Source organism: Serratia sp. TMDUHS_CL, from assembly GCF_037137105.1.
Lineage (GTDB): Bacteria > Pseudomonadota > Gammaproteobacteria > Enterobacterales > Enterobacteriaceae > Serratia > Serratia nevei.
The window spans coordinates 267,172-283,811 of the sequence record NZ_JBBBDV010000005.1; the positions used below are offsets into that span (position 1 = coordinate 267,172).

The window sequence follows — 16,640 nt, forward strand, 5'->3', positions numbered from 1 at the left end:
CTATCGTCACCGATTGCCCCGCCATTGTCTACCAATGGCCTGGGTTTCAGGGTGACGATAGTATAAAAAATGGCTTACAGCGTCAGGTCGACCTGCTGATTGTCGATAAGACGCGCCTTGCCCAGCCAGGCGGCCATCAGCACCACCGCCCGCTGGCTGTCCACCGTCAGCGGCTGCAGGCTGTCGGCGTCGCGAATAAACAGCTCATCCGGCGTAAAGCCGGCGGCGCGCAGCTGCTCGGCGGTCTGCTCCAGCAGCTCTTCGACATGGCGTTCGCCATTGGCCAACTGCTGCGCCAGCGCGTTCATGATCTTGCTCAGCTGCGGAGCGATCTTGCGCTCTTCGGCGGTCAGGTAGCCGTTGCGCGAGCTGAGGGCCAGGCCGTCTTTGGCGCGCACGGTCGGCACGCCGACGATGTCGATGTCGTAACCCATGTCCGCCACCATTTTGCGGATCAGCGCCAGCTGTTGGTAATCCTTCTCGCCGAAGCAGGCTAAATCAGGCTGCACCAGGTTGAACAGCTTGCTGACGATGGTGGAAACGCCGCGGAAGTGGCCCGGCCGGCTTGCGCCTTCCAGGATGCTGGAGATGCCTGGTACGTCGACATAAGTCTGCTGCTCCAGCCCCTGCGGATAGACCGCGGCCGGGGCCGGCGCGAACACCAGATCGACGCCGCGGCGGGTCAGCTTCTCGCTGTCTTCCTGCAGCGTGCGCGGGTAGCGCGCCAGATCGTCCGGCCGATCGAACTGCATCGGGTTGACGAAGATGCTCACCACCACCACGTCGGCGCGGGCGCGCGCTTCATCGACCAGCGTCATATGGCCGTCGTGCAGGTTGCCCATGGTCGGCACCAGCGCGATGCGTTTGCCTTCCTGGCGCCAGCGGCGGATCTGCTGACGCAGCATCGGCAGGGTTTCGATAATAATCATTGGGTGACTCCTGGAACCATCGCTTAGTTAAAAGAGTGTTCAGCCGCCGGGTAGAGGCCTTGCTCCACTTCCTGAATGTAGTGCTGCACCGCCGTGCGGATATCGCCGCTCTGCGCCAGGAAGTTCTTGGCGAACTTCGGCGTGTGGCCGCCGGTGATGCCGAAGGCGTCGTGCATCACCAGGATCTGGCCGTCGGTGCCGTTGCCGGCGCCGATGCCGATGACCGGAATGGACAACGCTTCGGTGATCTGGCGCGCCAGCTCGGTCGGCACGCATTCCAGCACCAGCAGCTGAATGCCGGCCAGTTCCAGATTCTGTGCGTCCTGCAACAGCTGTTTGGCGGCCAGTTCGTCGCGTCCTTGTACCTTATAGCCGCCGAACACGTTGACCGACTGCGGCGTCAGGCCCAGGTGGCCGCACACCGGCACTGCGCGCTCGGCGAGCATTTTCACCGTGTCGCACAGCCAGCTGCCGCCTTCCAGTTTCACCATGTTGGCGCCGGCGCGCATCAGCTCGGCAGCGTTGGCGAAGGTCTGTTCCGGGGTGGCGTAACTCATGAACGGCAGATCGGCCAACAGCAGGCAGGCCGGCGCGCCGCGGCGCACGGCGCGAGTGTGGTAGGCCACGTCGGCGACGGTGACCGGCAGCGTGGAGTCGTGGCCCTGCAGCGTCATGCCCAGCGAATCGCCCACCAACAGGACTTTGATGCCTTGCTCTTCAAACAGTTTGGCAAAGCTGGCATCGTAGGCGGTAAGGGTAGCAAACTTGCGTTGCTCCTGTTTCCACTGGCGCAAGTGGGTCACGGTGGTGGGTTTCATCACAACGTCTCCTGAAACGGGCCGTGCGGCGTACGCAGGCCCAGGCTGCAAAAAAGTGCAGTCATTCTACTGTAACCCGATCGGGGTGGGTAGCGTGGATCGCCATGCTTAAGCGGTTCTTAAGAACCTTGTGGTGCAATGGCGCCAAGACTCAAAAGGGATACTCATGCGAATTTTGCTGATCGAAGATGACAAACTGATCGGGGACGGCATCAAGGCCGGGCTGACCAAACTCGGCTTCAATCTGGACTGGTTCACCGACGGCGCCGTCGGCAAAAATGCGCTGGACAGTGCGCCGTACGACGCGGTGATCCTCGATCTCAGCCTGCCGGGCCTCGATGGTCTGGATCTGCTGCGCCAGTGGCGCCAGGCCGGGCAGGACGTGCCGGTCCTGATCCTCACCGCCCGCGACGCGCTGGAGCAGCGGGTCAGCGGGCTGCAAAGCGGTGCCGACGATTATCTGTGCAAGCCGTTTGCGCTGGCCGAAGTGGCGGCGCGCCTGCAGGCGCTGATCCGCCGTCGCCACGGCCAACTGATGCCGCAGCTGACGCACGGCAACGTGGTGTTCGACAGCGCCACCCGTAGCGTGAGCTGCAACGGCGAGCCGGTGACGCTGACGCCGCGCGAATTGGCGGTGCTGGAACTGTTTCTGCACAACAAGGGGCGGGTGCTGGCGCGGTCGTTGATTCAGGAGAAGCTGTACAACTGGGATGACGAGGTGAGCAGCAACGCGGTGGAGGTACATATTCACCACCTGCGGCGCAAGCTGGGCAACGGCTTCATCCGTACCATCCACGGCGTGGGTTACACGCTGGGGGATGCGCCGTGAAGCGTCTCAGCCTGCGGCTGCGCCTGATCCTGATCTTCAGCCTGCTGGCGCTGCTGACCTGGAGCACCGCCAGCGTGGTGGCCTGGGTGATGTCGCGCAACACCATCAACGAAGTGTTCGACACCCAACAGATGCTGTTCGCCAAACGGCTGGCGACCGCCAACCTCGGCGATCTGCTGGCCGATGAAAGTGCGCGCAGCCTGCCGAAAACCAAAAAGCTGGTGCACCACGGCAAACGCGGCGAGCAGGACGACGACGCGCTGGCGTTCGCCATCTTCGATCGCCAAGGCAAGATGCTGCTCAACGACGGCGAGAACGGCGCCGACTTCCTGTTTGACGGGGAGCGTGAAGGTTTTACCGACGGCGAGCGCAAAGGCGATGACGACAGTTGGCGCCTGGTATGGTTGACCAGCCCGGACGGGCGCTACCGCATCGTGGTTGGCCAGGAGTGGGATTACCGGCGCGATATAGCGCTGGGCATGGTGACCGGCCAACTGGTGCCCTGGCTGGCGACGCTGCCGGTGCTGATGCTGCTCATCGCGCTGATGGTCGGGCGGGAGCTGCGGCCGCTGCGCACTGTGGCCGCCGGTTTGCGCCGGCGCGCACCCGATGACGCGACGCCGCTGGACGCGCGCCAGGTGCCGACCGAGGTGCGCCCGCTGGTGGATGCGCTCAATGCGCTGTTCGCCCGCATCAACGCTCTGCTGGTGCGGGAGCGGCGTTTCACCTCCGATGCCGCGCACGAGTTGCGCAGCCCGCTGGCGGCGCTGCGGGTGCAGACCGAAGTGGTGCAGCTGGCGGGGGACGATGCGCCGATGCGCGAGCACGCGCTGGACAATCTGACGCTCGGCATCGATCGCGCCACCCGGCTGGTGGATCAGCTGCTGACGCTGTCGCGGCTGGATTCGCTGTCGGATCTGGCCGAACTGGCGCCGATCGACTGGAACGACCTGGTGACGATGACCCTGGCGGAGCAGGATCGGCAGGCCCATGCGGCGGGCGTGACGCTACGCTATGAACATCGGGGAACGCCGCCGCCGCGTCAGGGGGAAACCTTGCTGCTGTCGCTGCTATTGCGCAACCTGCTGGATAACGCGGTGCGCTACACCCCGCAGGGCGGCGTCGTCACCGTAACGCTGAGCGAACGTTCGCTGACGGTGGAGGACGACGGTCCGGGGGTCACCACGGAACATCTGGCGCGGCTCGGAGAACGCTTCTATCGCCCGCCGGGGCAGGAGCAAACCGGCAGCGGGCTGGGGCTCTCGATCGTGCAGCGTATCGTCGGCTTGCATGGCCTACAGGTCAGTTTCGCCAATCGCCCGGCGGGCGGATTTGTTGCGCGGCTGGCGCTGTAGGAGGGTCAGGACTTGGGTTTTGGCTGATGCCACAGCGCCATGCCGTTTTCCGGCACGCGCTTGAGGCAGCTGGCGAGCGGTTCGCCATCGGGGAAAATCAGATCGGGGGCGATTTCCGCCAGCGGGTAGAGCATGAATTCGCGCTCTTTCAGGCCGTAGTGCGGTACCGTCAGGCGCTCGGTATGGATCACCTTGTCGCCGTACAGCATGATGTCCAGATCGAGCGTGCGCGGGCCCCAGCGTTCATCCTTGCGCACGCGTCCCTGATTGCGTTCTATCGCCTGGGTATGGTCGAGCAGCTGTTCGGGCGGCAACAGGGTATCCAGCGCCACCACCGCGTTGAGGAAGTCCGGCTGGTTTTGCGGCCCCAGCGGCTTGGTGCGGTAAAACGAAGAACAGGTGACCAGCCGGGTGCGCGGGAGATGCTCCAGCGCCTCCAGTGCGGCTTTAACCTGTTGCAGCGGCTGCGCCAGGTTGCTGCCCAGCGCGATATAAACGCGGATCATTATGCCCCTTCTTTACGCGGTGTCCGGCGGCGAGGACGGCGTTGACGCGCGCGGCGCGGCGCCGGATCGTCCCCCAAGGTGCTCAGCATGGCTTTCTGCCGCGCCGGCGTGGCGTCCTGAAACTCGCCCCACCACTCGGCCAGACGCAGCATTTCCTGATTGTCTTCCACTTCCGCACGCAGCGCCAGCAGATCATAGGCGGCGCGGAATTTCGGGTGCTCCATCAGTTTGTGCGCACGTTTGCCCTGGCGGCGGGACAGGCGCAGCTGCAGCTGCCAGATATCGCGCACCAGCGTGGTGATGCGTTTCGGGATGGCCAGCGAGCGGCACTGTTCGTCGAGTACGTCGTTCATCGCCAGCGCGAAGGCGTCGTAGTAGGCCAGACCGCTTTCCTGCGCCAGCTTCTGCGCATGCTCCAGCAGCGGGTACCACAGCATGGCGGCAAACAGGAAGGCCGGGTTGACGCGCATGTCGTTCTGCAGACGGTGATCGGTGTTCTTCAGCACCTGCGCCAGAATGCGCTCCATCGGCGTATCGTGGTTCGGCGTGAAGTTGCGGGCGATCAGCGGGAACAGCGGTTGGAACAGCTGGTATTCGCACAGCTTCAGGTAGGTCTGGAAACCGTAACCCGCCTGCAGCAGCTTGAGGGATTCTTCGAACAGGCGCGCCGGCGGGATCTCGTGCAGCAGCGAGGCCAGGCGCGGGATCGGCTCGGCGGTCTCTTCGCTGATGCGCATATCCAGTTTGGCGGCGAAGCGCACCGCGCGCAGCATGCGCACCGGATCTTCGCGGTAGCGGGTTTCCGGATCGCCAATCAGGCGGATCACGCCCTGTTTCAGGTCGTTCAGGCCGCCGACGTAATCGCGCAGGGTGAAATCCGCCACGCCGTAGTACAGGCTGTTGATGGTGAAATCACGGCGCTGGGCGTCTTCCTCGATCGAGCCGAAGATGTTGTCGCGCAGCAGCATGCCGTTTTGCGCCTGCTGGGACGAGTTCTTGTCGGATTCCTGATTCTGTTCGTGGTGGCCGCGGAAAGTGGCCACTTCGATGATCTCCGGCCCGAACATCACGTGCGCCAAGCGGAAACGGCGGCCGACCAGACGGCAGTTGCGGAACAGCTTACGCACTTGCTCCGGCGTGGCGTTGGTGGTGATGTCGAAGTCTTTCGGCTTTTTGCCGAGCAACAGATCGCGCACGCCGCCGCCGACCAGATAGGCTTCGTAGCCGGACTTGTTCAGGCGATAAAGCACTTTCAGCGCATTTTCGCTGATGTCTTTACGGGAGATCGAGTGCTGTTCGCGCGGGATCACGGTCATCGAGTCGTTGCTCTCGGCGATAGGAAAAGGCGGACGCTTGCGCGGCGTTGAGCGGCGGGCAGGGGCGTTGCTGCCGTTATCGGCGGCGCGCGGCTGCGGCGCAGGGCGGCTTGGCGCCGCGGCACGCTCTTCGCGGACTACGTTTTTATCGCCGGCCGCCGCGTCGTCGCGGGGCAGCTTGTCATCGCGGGTCAGTACCTTACGACAGAAGTTGGCTACTCGGGTAAAAATGGTACACCTCGATAGTGACTGATAAAAATGGAGCTAACAAAAAATAGCGGCTAATCATAGCTCACCATGGCTCCTTTGAGAATGCCGGCGTGTTTTCATCCAGAGGGATAGCCTCCTGACGCGGCACGTTTTCCAACCGCCAATGTGCGACCGCCCAGCTCAATAATAATGGCAGGTCAAGATCTTGCCAGCTTTCCGGCAGCGGTTGGCGCAGAAATTTCAGCGCGGCGATCAGTACCGGGCGCGGATCGCCTGCGGGCAATGCCGGCGCATGGTTTTGCTTCGACAGCTTGATGCCGTTGGCGCCCAGGGCCAGCGGCAGATGCACATAAGTGGGCACCGGCGCCTGCAGCTGGCGATAGAGGGCGATTTGGCGCACCGTCGGTTCGATCAAATCGGCGCCGCGCACAATCTCGGTCACGCCCTGAAAATGGTCGTCGATCACCACCGCCAGGTTGTAAGCGAACAGCCCGTCGCGACGGCGAATGATGAAGTCTTCCCCCGCGAGCGCCGGATCGGCGTGCAGTTCTCCCTGCAGGCGGTCGTGGAACCCGTAAACGGGCGCGGTCTGGCGCAAGCGGATGGCGGCGCCCTGCGGGCCGAGCTGCAAGTCACGACAGTGGCCGTCGTACAATCCGCCGATCTGCTGGATGCGGCTGCGAGTGCAGGTGCAGTAATAGCTGAGCCCCTGGCGCTGCAACAGATCCAGCGCGGCGCGATAGGCATCGTGACGTTGGGATTGATAGATGACCTGGCCGTCCCAGTGGAGACCATAATGTTCCAGCGCGGACAGGATGCGAGCGGCGGCGCCGGGAACTTCACGCGGCGGGTCGATATCTTCGATGCGAACCAGCCACTGCCCGCGTTGGGCGCGAGCCTGAAGGTAGCTTCCCAGAGCGGCAATCAGCGAACCGAAATGCAGATCCCCGGAAGGCGATGGGGCAAAGCGCCCCACATAATGACTTTCTTGCATATCAGAGGGGAGAGGTTCCCTTTTCTCTGTGCGGCGCACGCAGGTGCGCACGCCGCAGCGGTAACAACGGTATTAGCCGGCCATCTGCTTTTCGCGGATCTCAGCCAGCGTCTTGCAGTCGATGCACAGATCGGCGGTCGGACGCGCTTCGAGGCGACGAATGCCGATCTCCACGCCGCAAGATTCGCAGTAGCCGAAATCATCGTCTTCCACTTTCTTCAGCGTTTTCTCGATCTTTTTGATCAGTTTGCGTTCACGGTCACGGTTACGCAGTTCAAGGCTGAACTCTTCTTCCTGGGTAGCACGGTCGGCCGGATCAGGGAAGTTGGCTGCCTCTTCTTGCATATGCGATACAGTACGGTCCACTTCGTCCCTGAGCTGGTTGCGCCACGCTTCAAGAATGCGCTTGAAATGCGACAACTGGGCGTCGTTCATGTACTCTTCGCCCGGCTTCTCTTGGTACGGCTCCACCCCAGCGATGGCGAGAATGCTCAAGGACGAGGTTTTACGGTTTTGCCCTTCTTGCATGTTGCTTCTCCTACATACACACGCACTATCGAATCCCCAATGCGGGGGAAAAACAGGCCGCTATAAATAACAGAAGGAAGGTAGGTTGGCAATTATTCCTGTCGCCCGCTTGACAATCGTGTGAAGGAGGGCGTATTTGGCGATCGTGCTGGCCGGTTGTCTATTTATAGGGACCCGACTGCGCTAATCGATAAAAAACGGCAGCTTATCGCAGAGATAAATACCGTCAGGTGATAACTTTGCCCCGTAACAAACCACTTCCACTCCCAACTGCCGGACCTGTGCCAACAGCGCCGCATAGCGCTCATCTATATGATGTGCCGGTGCGACCTGCTCAATACCGCTGTGTAACACGGCAAAGAACAACACCGCCCGTTGCCCGCTTTCAACCACGCTGAGCAACTCACGCAGGTGCTTTTGCCCTCTGAGCGTTACCGCATCAGGAAAGTAACCACGTTGTTGTTGCAGTAATGTGACTGACTTAACTTCAATATAGCAGTTAACCCGATTTTCTGCCTGTAATAACAAATCGATACGGCTGTTTTCACCACCGTATTTCACTTCGCCGCTGATTTTACTGTAACCGGATAATTCATTGATTAAATTGTGTTCGATTGCCTCGCGCACCAGCGCGTTGGCACGCAGGGTATTGACGCAGATCCAGTGCCCCTGTTGGGTATGGGTCAACTCCCAGCTGTGGGCGTATTTGCGCTTGGGATTATCCGAAGTGGAGTACCAAACGGTATCCCCGGGCGTGGCGCAGCCGGTCATGGCGCCGGTATTGGCGCAGTGCAGCGTAAAGGTTTCCCCTTCCGGGGTGATCACGTCCGCCAGAAAGCGTTTGTAACGTTTGATCAGCGTGGCGGAACGCAGCGGTGGAGAGAAAATCATGCGGATGCCTGCTTGGCCAGCGGCCACTGTTCGAGGTGTTGATAGCGGGTGCGGCCGTTTTCGAACACCGACTCATATAAGGAAAAGGCGTCGGCGCTGAACGCCCAGCCCGGCGTCGCCGGCGGGATGGCCACCGGCTGGGTGGCGGCGCGCAACAGCGTGATGTGCGGATGGAACGGCAGCGCGCTTTGATGGCAGCCGTTGCGGGCGGCCTGCGAACGCAGCAGCTCGGCCAGCTGCAGAAGCCCGCGCGGCGCGCGGCGGGTACCGAGCCAGACCACGCCGGGGCGCGGCCAATGGCCGAGATCGTCGAGCCGCATGCTGAAGCCGGGTTGAACGATGCGGCCGGCCAGTTTGCGCAGCGCCAGCTCTTTCTGCGCGGTGACCTCGCCGAGAAACGCCAGCGTCAGGTGCAAATTGGCCGCCGCCACCGGTCGGCCGGCCTCTGGCGTAAACGCCTCGGCGCGCCAGCGGATCACCTGCTGTTGCAGGGCATCAGGCAAGGACAGGGCGAAAAACAGGCGGCGCGAATTGGACATGGGGGCTCGGTAAATAATGACAAATCCGTCGGGACAGACCTGGATGCGGTTTGCAGCGGTCGCGCGCGAAGCGGGACGCATGGACGAGCTCCGTACTATAGCTAACGCCGCTGCAGTTTGAAAGGCTACGGGGGCAAAGCTAATGCTACACTGTACGCCGTTTAACGTTAACCACCACGGAGAGTTCAGTGTCTTCATTGCCCGTCAGCGCGGTGCTTGATGAGTTGCTGGCTGCGTTGCAGTCCGCTCCTCAGGTGCTGTTGCACGCCCCGACCGGCGCCGGTAAATCCACCTGGCTGCCGCTGCAGATCCTGGCTAAGGCCGGGTTGCCGGGGCGCATTATCATGCTGGAGCCGCGGCGGCTGGCGGCGAAAAATGTCGCCTATCGCCTGGCGCAGCAACTGGGGGAGGAGCCCGGCCAGACCGTGGGCTACCGCATGCGCGCCGAAAGCAAAAGCGGGCCGCAAACCCGGTTGGAAGTGGTGACGGAAGGCATTCTCACCCGCATGCTGCAGCAGGACGCCGAACTGCAGGGCGTGTCGCTGGTGATCCTCGATGAGTTCCACGAACGCAGCCTGCAGGCCGATCTGGCGCTGGCGCTGCTGCTCGACGTGCAGCAAGGGCTGCGCGACGATCTGAAACTGCTGATCATGTCGGCCACCCTGGACAACGCTCGCCTGTCGCAGCTGCTGCCGGAAGCGCCGGTGGTGGTGTCCGAGGGGCGCAGCTTCCCGGTTGAGCGTCTGTATCAGCCGTTGGCCAGCCATCAGCGGCTGGAAGATGGCGTAGCGGCGGCGGTGAAGCGGTTGCTGGCCGAACAGCCGGGATCTTTGCTGCTGTTCCTGCCGGGCGTAGCGGAGATCAATCGGGTGCTGGAGCGATTGACCGGCGAGGTGGCGAGCGATACCGATCTTTGCCCGCTGTATGGGGCGCTGCCTCTGGCGCAGCAGCAAAAGGCGATCCAACCGGCAGCGTCTGGCCGCCGCAAGGTGGTGCTGGCGACCAACATCGCCGAAACCAGCCTGACGATCGAGGGCATTCGGCTGGTGGTGGACAGCGGCCTGGAGCGCGTGGCGCGCTACGACGTGCGCAACGGTTTGACGCGGCTGGCGACGCAGCGCATCAGTCAGGCGTCGATGGTGCAGCGCGCCGGACGCGCCGGGCGCCTGGAGCCGGGCATTTGCTGGCATCTGTTCGCCAAAGAACAGGCGGAGCGCGAGGCGGAACACGCCGAACCGGACATTTTACAGAGCGATCTCACCGGCTTCTGGCTCGAACTGCTGCAGTGGGGATGCCATGATCCGGCGCAGCTGACCTGGCTGGATGTGCCTCCGGCGGCGGCATTGGCGGCGGCCAGGGCGTTGCTGCACCGGCTGGGGGCCACGGATGACGGTGGCAAACTTACCGCCCCGGGGCGCCAGATGGCCGCGCTGGGGTGCGAGCCGCGGCTGGCGGCGATGCTGGTCGCCGGCGCGGCGTTGAGTGCCGACGGCCTGGCGACGGCGGCGTTGCTGGCGGCATTGCTGGAAGAACCGCCGCGCGGCGGGCAGATGGATATCGGCTACTGGCTGAGCCGCCCGCAACCGAACTGGCGGCCGCGTGCCGCGCAGTTGGCCAAACGCCTGCCGCAACGTGCGGGGCAAATCGACGTCGATCTGGCGCCGCGCCTGTTGGCGCAGGCATTTACCGATCGTATCGCCCAGCGCCGAGGCCAGGACGGCCGCTACCTGCTGGCCAACGGTCTGGGGGCGGCGATGAACCAGGACGAGGCGCTGTCGCGCGCACCCTGGCTCATCGTCCCCAGCCTGTTGCAGGGCCACAACAGCCCCGATGCGCGTATCCTGTTGGCGTTGCCGGTGGATATCGACGCGCTGGCGGCGCAGCTGCCGGCGATCGTCACACAGCGCACGGCGGTGGAGTGGGATGACGAGAAGGGCACGCTGCGCGCCTGGAAGCGCCAGCAGATCGGCCGTCTGACGCTGCGCGCCCAGCCGCTGGCCAAACCGGCGGATGAAGAGCTGCAGCAGGCGCTGCTCGATTGGGTGCGCGCACAGGGGCTGGCGGTGCTCAACTGGGAGGGCGCCGCCGAACAATTGCGGGTGCGCCTGCAGTGCGCGCAAGCCTGGCTGCCGGAGGCGGAATGGCCGGCGGTGGACGAAGAACCCCTGCTGGCGGCGCTGGAGCAGTGGCTGTTGCCGTCGCTGAACGGCGTGCGCGATCTGCGCGGTTTGAAGCAGGTCAACATCGCCGAGGCGCTGTCCCGTCTGCTGGATTGGCAGCAAAAGCAGCGGCTGGATAATGCGCTACCCACTCATTACACTGTGCCGACCGGCAGCCGCCTGCCGATCCGTTATGAGGCCGGCAAACCGCCGGCGCTGGCGGTGCGTTTACAGGAAGTGTTCGGCGAGCAGCGCAGCCCGATGTTGGCGGAGGGTCGCATCCCGGTGGTGCTTGAGTTACTCTCACCGGCGCACCGGCCGTTGCAAATCACCGGCGATCTGGCGGCCTTCTGGCAAGGCGCCTATCGCGAGGTGCAAAAAGAGATGAAGGGCCGCTACCCGAAACACGTTTGGCCGGACGATCCGGCCACGGCGGTACCGACGCGCCGAACGAAGAAATATCAGTAGGTCGCGATCATTTAAGGTTTGGAATTCAGATGTTTCTTCTGGTCAGCGCTGCGGCGTAGGCACAGATTAAGCGACTAATCATGGCCGGCAGTGTCGGCAAGCTCGGAGAACAACAGCCATGGCTGGGGATGACCGCGAGCCCATCGGGCGCAAAGGAAAACAACCAAAAAGCACCGCGTCGCGCAAGCCGCCGCGCCGTCGCCGAGACGACGATTATGACGATTACGAAGAAGACGAGTATGACGATGATGAGTATGAAGAGGAGGAGGAACGCATGCCGCGTAAGGTAAAAGCGACTCCGCCGCGTAAAAAACGCCGCTGGCTCGGCCTGTTTATCAAACTGATCCTGGTGATCGCCGTCCTGTTGGCGATCTATGGCGTCTACCTGGATTCCCAGATCCGCAGCCGTATCGACGGTAAAGTCTGGCAGCTGCCGGCGGCGGTGTACGGCCGCATGGTCAACCTGGAACCGGGTATGCCGTACAGTAAGAAGGAGATGGTCAACCTGCTGGAAGGCATGCAGTATCGCCAGGTCAGCCGCATGACGCGTCCGGGCGAGTTTACCGTGCAGGCCAACAGCATCGAGATGCTGCGCCGCCCGTTCGACTTCCCGGATGGTAAAGAGGGGCAGATCCGCGCCCGTCTCGACTTCCAGAACAACCGTCTGGCGAAGATCGAAAACCTGGACAGCGGCCGCAGCTTCGGCTTCTTCCGCCTCGATCCGCGTCTTATCACCATGCTGCAGTCGCCGAACGGTGAACAGCGTCTGTTCGTGCCGCGCTCCGGTTTCCCGGATCTGCTGGTGGATACGCTGATCGCCACGGAAGACCGCCACTTCTATGAGCATGACGGCATCAGCCCCTACTCCATCGGCCGTGCGGTGCTGGCCAACCTGACCGCCGGGCGTGCGGTGCAGGGCGGCAGTACGCTGACGCAGCAGCTGGTGAAGAACCTGTTCCTGAGCAACGAACGTTCGCTGTGGCGTAAGGCTAACGAAGCCTATATGGCGCTGCTGGTGGATTACCGTTACAGCAAGGACCGCATTCTGGAGCTGTATCTGAACGAGGTGTACCTCGGCCAGAGCGGCAGCGACCAGATCCGCGGTTTCCCGCTGGCCAGCCTGTACTACTTCGGCCGTCCGGTGGATGAGCTGAGCCTCGATCAGCAGGCGCTGCTGGTCGGCATGGTCAAGGGCGCGTCGCTGTACAACCCGTGGCGTAACCCGAAACTGGCGCTGGAGCGCCGCAACCTGGTGCTCAAGCTGCTGCAGAACCAGGGCGTGATCGACGGCGAGCTGTATGACATGCTGAGCGCGCGTCCGCTGGGCGTGCAGCCGAAAGGCGGCGTCATTACGCCACAGCCGGCGTTTATGCAGATGGTGCGTCAGGAACTGCAGACCAAGCTGGGCGATAAGGTCAATGACCTGTCCGGCGTGAAGATCTTCACCACGCTGGATCCGGTGTCGCAAGACGCGGCGGAAAAAGCGGTCGAAGACGGCATCCCGGCGCTGCGCGCCGCGCGTCACCTGCAGGATCTGGAAGCGGCGATGGTGATCGTCGATCGCTTCAGCGGTGAAGTGCGCGCCATGGTCGGCGGCGCCAACCCGCAGTTCGCCGGCTTCAACCGCGCCATGCAGGCACGCCGCCTGGTCGGCTCGCTGGCCAAGCCGCCGACGTACCTGACCGCGCTGTCCGAACCGGATAAATACCGCCTCAATACCTGGCTGGCGGATGCGCCGCTGTCGCTGAAACAGCCGAACGGCGCCGTCTGGCAGCCGAACAACTATGACCGTAAATTCCGCGGTCAGGTGATGCTGGTGGATGCGTTGGCCAACTCGCTGAACGTGCCGACGGTGAACCTCGGCCTGTCGGTCGGGCTGGATCAGATCAGCGCTACGCTGCAACGCCTGGGCATCCCGAAAGCGGAGATCAACCCGGTGCCTTCGATGCTGCTGGGGGCGATCGGCCTGACGCCGATGGAAGTCGCGCAGGAGTACCAGACCATCGCCAGCGGCGGTAACCGTGCGCCGCTGTCGGCGGTGCGTTCGGTGATCGCCGAAGACGGCACGGTGCTGTACCAGAGTTTCCCGCAGGCGGAACGCATGGTGCCGGCGCAGGCCGCTTACCTGACGCTGTACGCGATGCAGCAGGGCGTGGCGCGCGGGACTTCCCGCTCGCTGTCGGTGAAGTTCCCGAACTACAACCTGGCGGCGAAAACCGGTACCACCAACGATCTGCGCGACAGCTGGTTCGCCGGCATCGACGGCAAGGAAGTGGCGATCGCCTGGGTCGGGCGCGACAACAACGGCCCGGCCAAGCTGACCGGCGCCAACGGCGCGTTGACCCTGTATCGCCGTTATCTGGAAAACCAGACGCCGCTGCCGCTGATGCTGCAGCCGCCGGAAGGCATTAACCAGATGAGCATCGACTCTGCCGGCAACTTTATCTGCGGCGGCGGCAGCTGGCGCACCATCCCGGTCTGGACCGACAATCCGCAGGGATTGTGCCAGGCCAGCCAGGCGGCGGTGCAGCAACAGCAGCAACCGGCGGCGGGTGAGCAAAAAGATGGCGATGGCGTCGCCGGCTGGATCAAGGATATGTTCGGCCAGTAATCGCTACCGGGGCACCGGCCCCGGTGAAAATTTTTTCTTTGTTATTAAGCCCGTAACCTTGGTTACGGGCTTTTTTATGTTTCCGCTCGTTTTATTTCCCTGTTAACCGCATGGCTAAGCGCCTAATCCTTAACCTATTTGCCTTATGAATTCGGCTTGCAGTTTAATTTGGCTTCTGCATAAAATGCGACGCTTATAATAATTATTATCGTTTACATTCGTCATTTAATTATTCATCAGAGAAATCAACTATGCCGACCAAGCGTCTTTCATCATCCGCGGCCAAGCAGGGCCGCACCCCCGTCAGCGCGTTAGCGATCACCGTCGCTGCGGCGTTGGGCACGCTGGCGATGCCGGCTTTTTCCGCCGACGCCAAGCCGGCCGCCAAGGAAGACACGATTACCGTTGTGGGCGGTAGCAATACCGCCCAGCAGGAAAGCGCCTGGGGGCCGGTCGGCACCTATGTCGCCAAACGCAGCGCCACCGGCACCAAAACCGATACGCCGATCGAGAAGAACCCGCAGTCCGTTTCCGTGGTGACGCGTGAAGAGATGGACATGCGTCAGCCGGATACGGTGAAGGGCGCGCTGGCCTATGCGCCGGGCGTATTTGCCAGCCGCGGCAGCTCCACGACCTATGATGCGGTGGCGATCCGCGGCTTCCCGGCCACCAACACCACCCAGTATCTGGATGGGTTGCGGTTGCTGGGCGACAACTACAGTGAAGCGTCCATCGATCCTTATTTCCTCGAGCGCGCCGAGCTGCTGCGCGGCCCGGTCTCGGTGCTGTACGGCAAAAGCAACCCGGGTGGTTTGGTCTCGATGGTCAGCAAGCGGCCAACCACCGAGCCGCTGCGCGAAATCCAGTTCAAAATGGGCACCGATAACCTGTTCCAGACCGGTTTCGATTTCAGCGACGCGCTGGACGATCAGGGTATCTATTCTTACCGCCTGACCGGCCTGGCGAAAGACAGCGATTCGCAGCAGAACATGAGCAAAGAGAAGCGCTATGCGATCGCGCCGTCCTTTAGCTGGCGTCCGGATGACAAAACCAACTTCACGCTGTTGGCCAACATTCAAAACGATCCCTATACCGGTTATTACGGCTGGCTGCCGAAGCAGGGCACGCTGATTCCGCTGCCAAACGGCGGTAAGCTGCCGACCGATTTCAACGAAGGCGAAGCCAGCAACTACACCTCCCGCAAACAGCGGATGATCGGCTACAGCTTCGAACATGCCTTCAACGATACCTGGGCGGTGCGCCAGAATCTGCGCTATATGCAGCTGGAAACCGACATGAAGAGCATCTATGGCAGCGGCGTTTCTGCGGCGACGCCGACGACGATTAATCGCGCCTATGTCCAGTCGAAAGAACACCTGAACAATTTCTCTGTGGATACCCAGGCGCAGGCGAAGGTGAAAACCGGCGATATCGACCACACGCTGTTGTTCGGCGTGGACTACATGCGCATGCGTAACGATATCAATGCCGCATTTGGCTCTGCGGACGGTCTGAGCATGACCAATCCGCAATACGGGAATGACGCGGTCAATATCAACTTCCCCTACCATTACCTGAACCGTCAGGAACAAACCGGCCTGTATGTGCAGGAGCAAGGGGAGTGGAACCAGTGGCTGTTGACGCTGGGCGGGCGCTATGACTGGGCGAAGACTTCCGCTTATAACCGCGATGCGAGTTCGACGAGCCAGCAGACCGATCGCCAGTTCACCTGGCGCGGCGGCCTCAACTACTTGTTCGACAACGGCGTGACGCCGTATTTCAGCTACAGCGAATCGTTTGAACCGAATCTGGGCACGACGCAAGGGGGGAGCACCTTCAAGCCGTCGATCGGCAAGCAGTATGAAGCCGGCGTGAAATACGTGCCGAAGGATCGCCCAATCGTGCTGACCGGCGCCCTGTATCAGCTGACCAAGAACAACAACCTGACGCCGGACCCGAGCAATGCGCAGTTCAGCGTGCAGAGCGGCGAAATCCGTTCACGCGGCGTGGAGCTGGAAGCCAAGGCGGCGTTGAATGCCAACGTCAACCTGATCGCCTCCTATACCTATACCGATGCGAAGTACACCAAGGACAACACCTATCAGGGCAAACCGACCGTCGAGGTGCCGAAACACATGGCTTCGCTGTGGGCGGATTACACCTTCCACGAAACGGCGGTGAGTGGCCTGACGCTGGGTTCCGGCGTGCGTTACGTCGGCTCCAGCTCGAGCTTCAACAGCGATAATTCCGCCTTCAAGGTGCCGGACTACACGCTGGTGGACGCTACCATTAAATACGATCTGGCGCGCTTTGGCCTGCCGGGCTCGTCCGTGGGCGTCAACATCAACAACCTGTTCGACAAGACCTACGTGTCGAGCTGCTACCGCGACTACGCCTGCTACTGGGGCGCAGAACGCCAGGTGGTCGCCACCGCAACCTTCCGTTTCTAACCGGATAGCCGGGGCGGCGCCGCGTCGCCCCGGACAA

13 protein-coding genes are annotated in these 16,640 nt (G+C 62.4%); 5 read left to right on the forward strand and 8 right to left on the reverse strand.

The features are described from left to right. Positions 1–74: 74 nt before the first annotated feature. Together panC and panB are read right to left on the reverse strand one after the other, a co-directional pair. Positions 75–929: a pantoate--beta-alanine ligase gene (gene panC, locus WCL58_RS12640; protein ID WP_049200094.1), complete on the reverse strand. Its 855-nt coding sequence runs from the start codon at positions 927–929 to the stop codon at positions 75–77. A 23-nt stretch (positions 930–952) separates the two neighbouring features. Continuing rightward, positions 953–1,747 (reverse strand): 3-methyl-2-oxobutanoate hydroxymethyltransferase, encoded by a 795-nt coding sequence (gene panB, locus WCL58_RS12645; protein ID WP_004937548.1) that lies wholly within the window; start codon positions 1,745–1,747, stop codon positions 953–955. 166 nt (positions 1,748–1,913) lie between these two features. Between panB and qseB the strand changes: the two genes are divergently transcribed. Continuing rightward, the gene (gene qseB / locus WCL58_RS12650; protein WP_141960244.1) at positions 1,914–2,576 is read left to right on the forward strand and encodes a quorum sensing response regulator transcription factor QseB; all 663 of its coding nucleotides are present in this window, start codon (positions 1,914–1,916) and stop codon (positions 2,574–2,576) included. Beyond that, positions 2,573–3,931, forward strand: coding sequence for a quorum sensing histidine kinase QseC (qseC, locus tag WCL58_RS12655; protein WP_141960242.1), 1,359 nt, complete (start codon positions 2,573–2,575; stop codon positions 3,929–3,931). Before qseB ends, qseC begins: the two co-directional genes overlap by 4 nt. Before the next feature lie 5 nt (positions 3,932–3,936). Here qseC and folK read toward each other — a convergent pair whose 3' ends face one another. From folK to thpR, 6 genes are all read right to left on the reverse strand, one after another. Further along, positions 3,937–4,437: a 2-amino-4-hydroxy-6-hydroxymethyldihydropteridine diphosphokinase gene (folK, locus tag WCL58_RS12660; RefSeq protein ID WP_019456064.1), complete on the reverse strand. Its 501-nt coding sequence runs from the start codon at positions 4,435–4,437 to the stop codon at positions 3,937–3,939. Continuing rightward, complete coding sequence (gene pcnB, locus WCL58_RS12665) at positions 4,437–5,984, reverse strand: polynucleotide adenylyltransferase PcnB (RefSeq protein WP_141960240.1); 1,548 nt, start codon at positions 5,982–5,984, stop codon at positions 4,437–4,439. The genes folK and pcnB overlap by 1 nt, the downstream gene beginning before the upstream one ends. A gap of 61 nt (positions 5,985–6,045) precedes the next feature. Further along, positions 6,046–6,957, reverse strand: a complete 912-nt coding sequence (gene gluQRS, locus WCL58_RS12670) for a tRNA glutamyl-Q(34) synthetase GluQRS (protein ID WP_041036641.1) — start codon at positions 6,955–6,957, stop codon at positions 6,046–6,048. A 72-nt stretch (positions 6,958–7,029) separates the two neighbouring features. Then, entirely contained in the window at positions 7,030–7,485 is a 456-nt protein-coding gene (gene dksA / locus WCL58_RS12675; protein WP_004937569.1) for an RNA polymerase-binding protein DksA, read from the reverse strand. Positions 7,486–7,668: 183 nt separating this feature from the next. Next, positions 7,669–8,376: a DNA/RNA nuclease SfsA gene (gene sfsA / locus WCL58_RS12680; protein ID WP_004937572.1), complete on the reverse strand. Its 708-nt coding sequence runs from the start codon at positions 8,374–8,376 to the stop codon at positions 7,669–7,671. After that, the gene (gene thpR / locus WCL58_RS12685; RefSeq protein WP_141960238.1) at positions 8,373–8,915 is read right to left on the reverse strand and encodes an RNA 2',3'-cyclic phosphodiesterase; all 543 of its coding nucleotides are present in this window, start codon (positions 8,913–8,915) and stop codon (positions 8,373–8,375) included. Before thpR ends, sfsA begins: the two co-directional genes overlap by 4 nt. 188 nt (positions 8,916–9,103) lie before the next feature. On the opposite strand from thpR, the gene hrpB reads away from it, so the two are divergent. The 3 genes from hrpB to fhuA all read left to right on the forward strand — a co-directional run bounded on the left by hrpB (position 9,104) and on the right by fhuA (position 16,603). Beyond that, positions 9,104–11,542 carry an ATP-dependent helicase HrpB gene (gene hrpB, locus WCL58_RS12690; protein ID WP_336851240.1) on the forward strand — a complete coding sequence of 813 codons (2,439 nt, stop codon included), beginning with the start codon at positions 9,104–9,106 and terminating at the stop codon, positions 11,540–11,542. 118 nt (positions 11,543–11,660) lie between these two features. Further along, complete coding sequence (gene mrcB, locus WCL58_RS12695) at positions 11,661–14,153, forward strand: bifunctional glycosyl transferase/transpeptidase (RefSeq protein ID WP_038872402.1); 2,493 nt, start codon at positions 11,661–11,663, stop codon at positions 14,151–14,153. Positions 14,154–14,404: 251 nt separating this feature from the next. Continuing rightward, the gene (fhuA, locus tag WCL58_RS12700) at positions 14,405–16,603 is read left to right on the forward strand and encodes a ferrichrome porin FhuA (RefSeq protein WP_201966984.1); all 2,199 of its coding nucleotides are present in this window, start codon (positions 14,405–14,407) and stop codon (positions 16,601–16,603) included. Positions 16,604–16,640 lie beyond the last annotated feature (37 nt).

Excerpts from the sequence above, each read along its gene's own strand:
- panC (WP_049200094.1), bottom strand. The coding sequence starts at position 929 with ATGATTATTATCGAAACCCTGCCGATGCTGCGTCAGCAGATCCGCCGC.
- panB (WP_004937548.1), bottom strand. The coding sequence starts at position 1,747 with ATGAAACCCACCACCGTGACCCACTTGCGCCAGTGGAAACAGGAGCAA.
- qseB (WP_141960244.1), top strand. The coding sequence starts at position 1,914 with ATGCGAATTTTGCTGATCGAAGATGACAAACTGATCGGGGACGGCATC.
- folK (WP_019456064.1), bottom strand. The coding sequence starts at position 4,437 with ATGATCCGCGTTTATATCGCGCTGGGCAGCAACCTGGCGCAGCCGCTG.
- gluQRS (WP_041036641.1), bottom strand. The coding sequence starts at position 6,957 with ATGCAAGAAAGTCATTATGTGGGGCGCTTTGCCCCATCGCCTTCCGGG.
- dksA (WP_004937569.1), bottom strand. The coding sequence starts at position 7,485 with ATGCAAGAAGGGCAAAACCGTAAAACCTCGTCCTTGAGCATTCTCGCC.
- sfsA (WP_004937572.1), bottom strand. The coding sequence starts at position 8,376 with ATGATTTTCTCTCCACCGCTGCGTTCCGCCACGCTGATCAAACGTTAC.
- thpR (WP_141960238.1), bottom strand. The coding sequence starts at position 8,915 with ATGTCCAATTCGCGCCGCCTGTTTTTCGCCCTGTCCTTGCCTGATGCC.
- mrcB (WP_038872402.1), top strand. The coding sequence starts at position 11,661 with ATGGCTGGGGATGACCGCGAGCCCATCGGGCGCAAAGGAAAACAACCA.
- fhuA (WP_201966984.1), top strand. The coding sequence starts at position 14,405 with ATGCCGACCAAGCGTCTTTCATCATCCGCGGCCAAGCAGGGCCGCACC.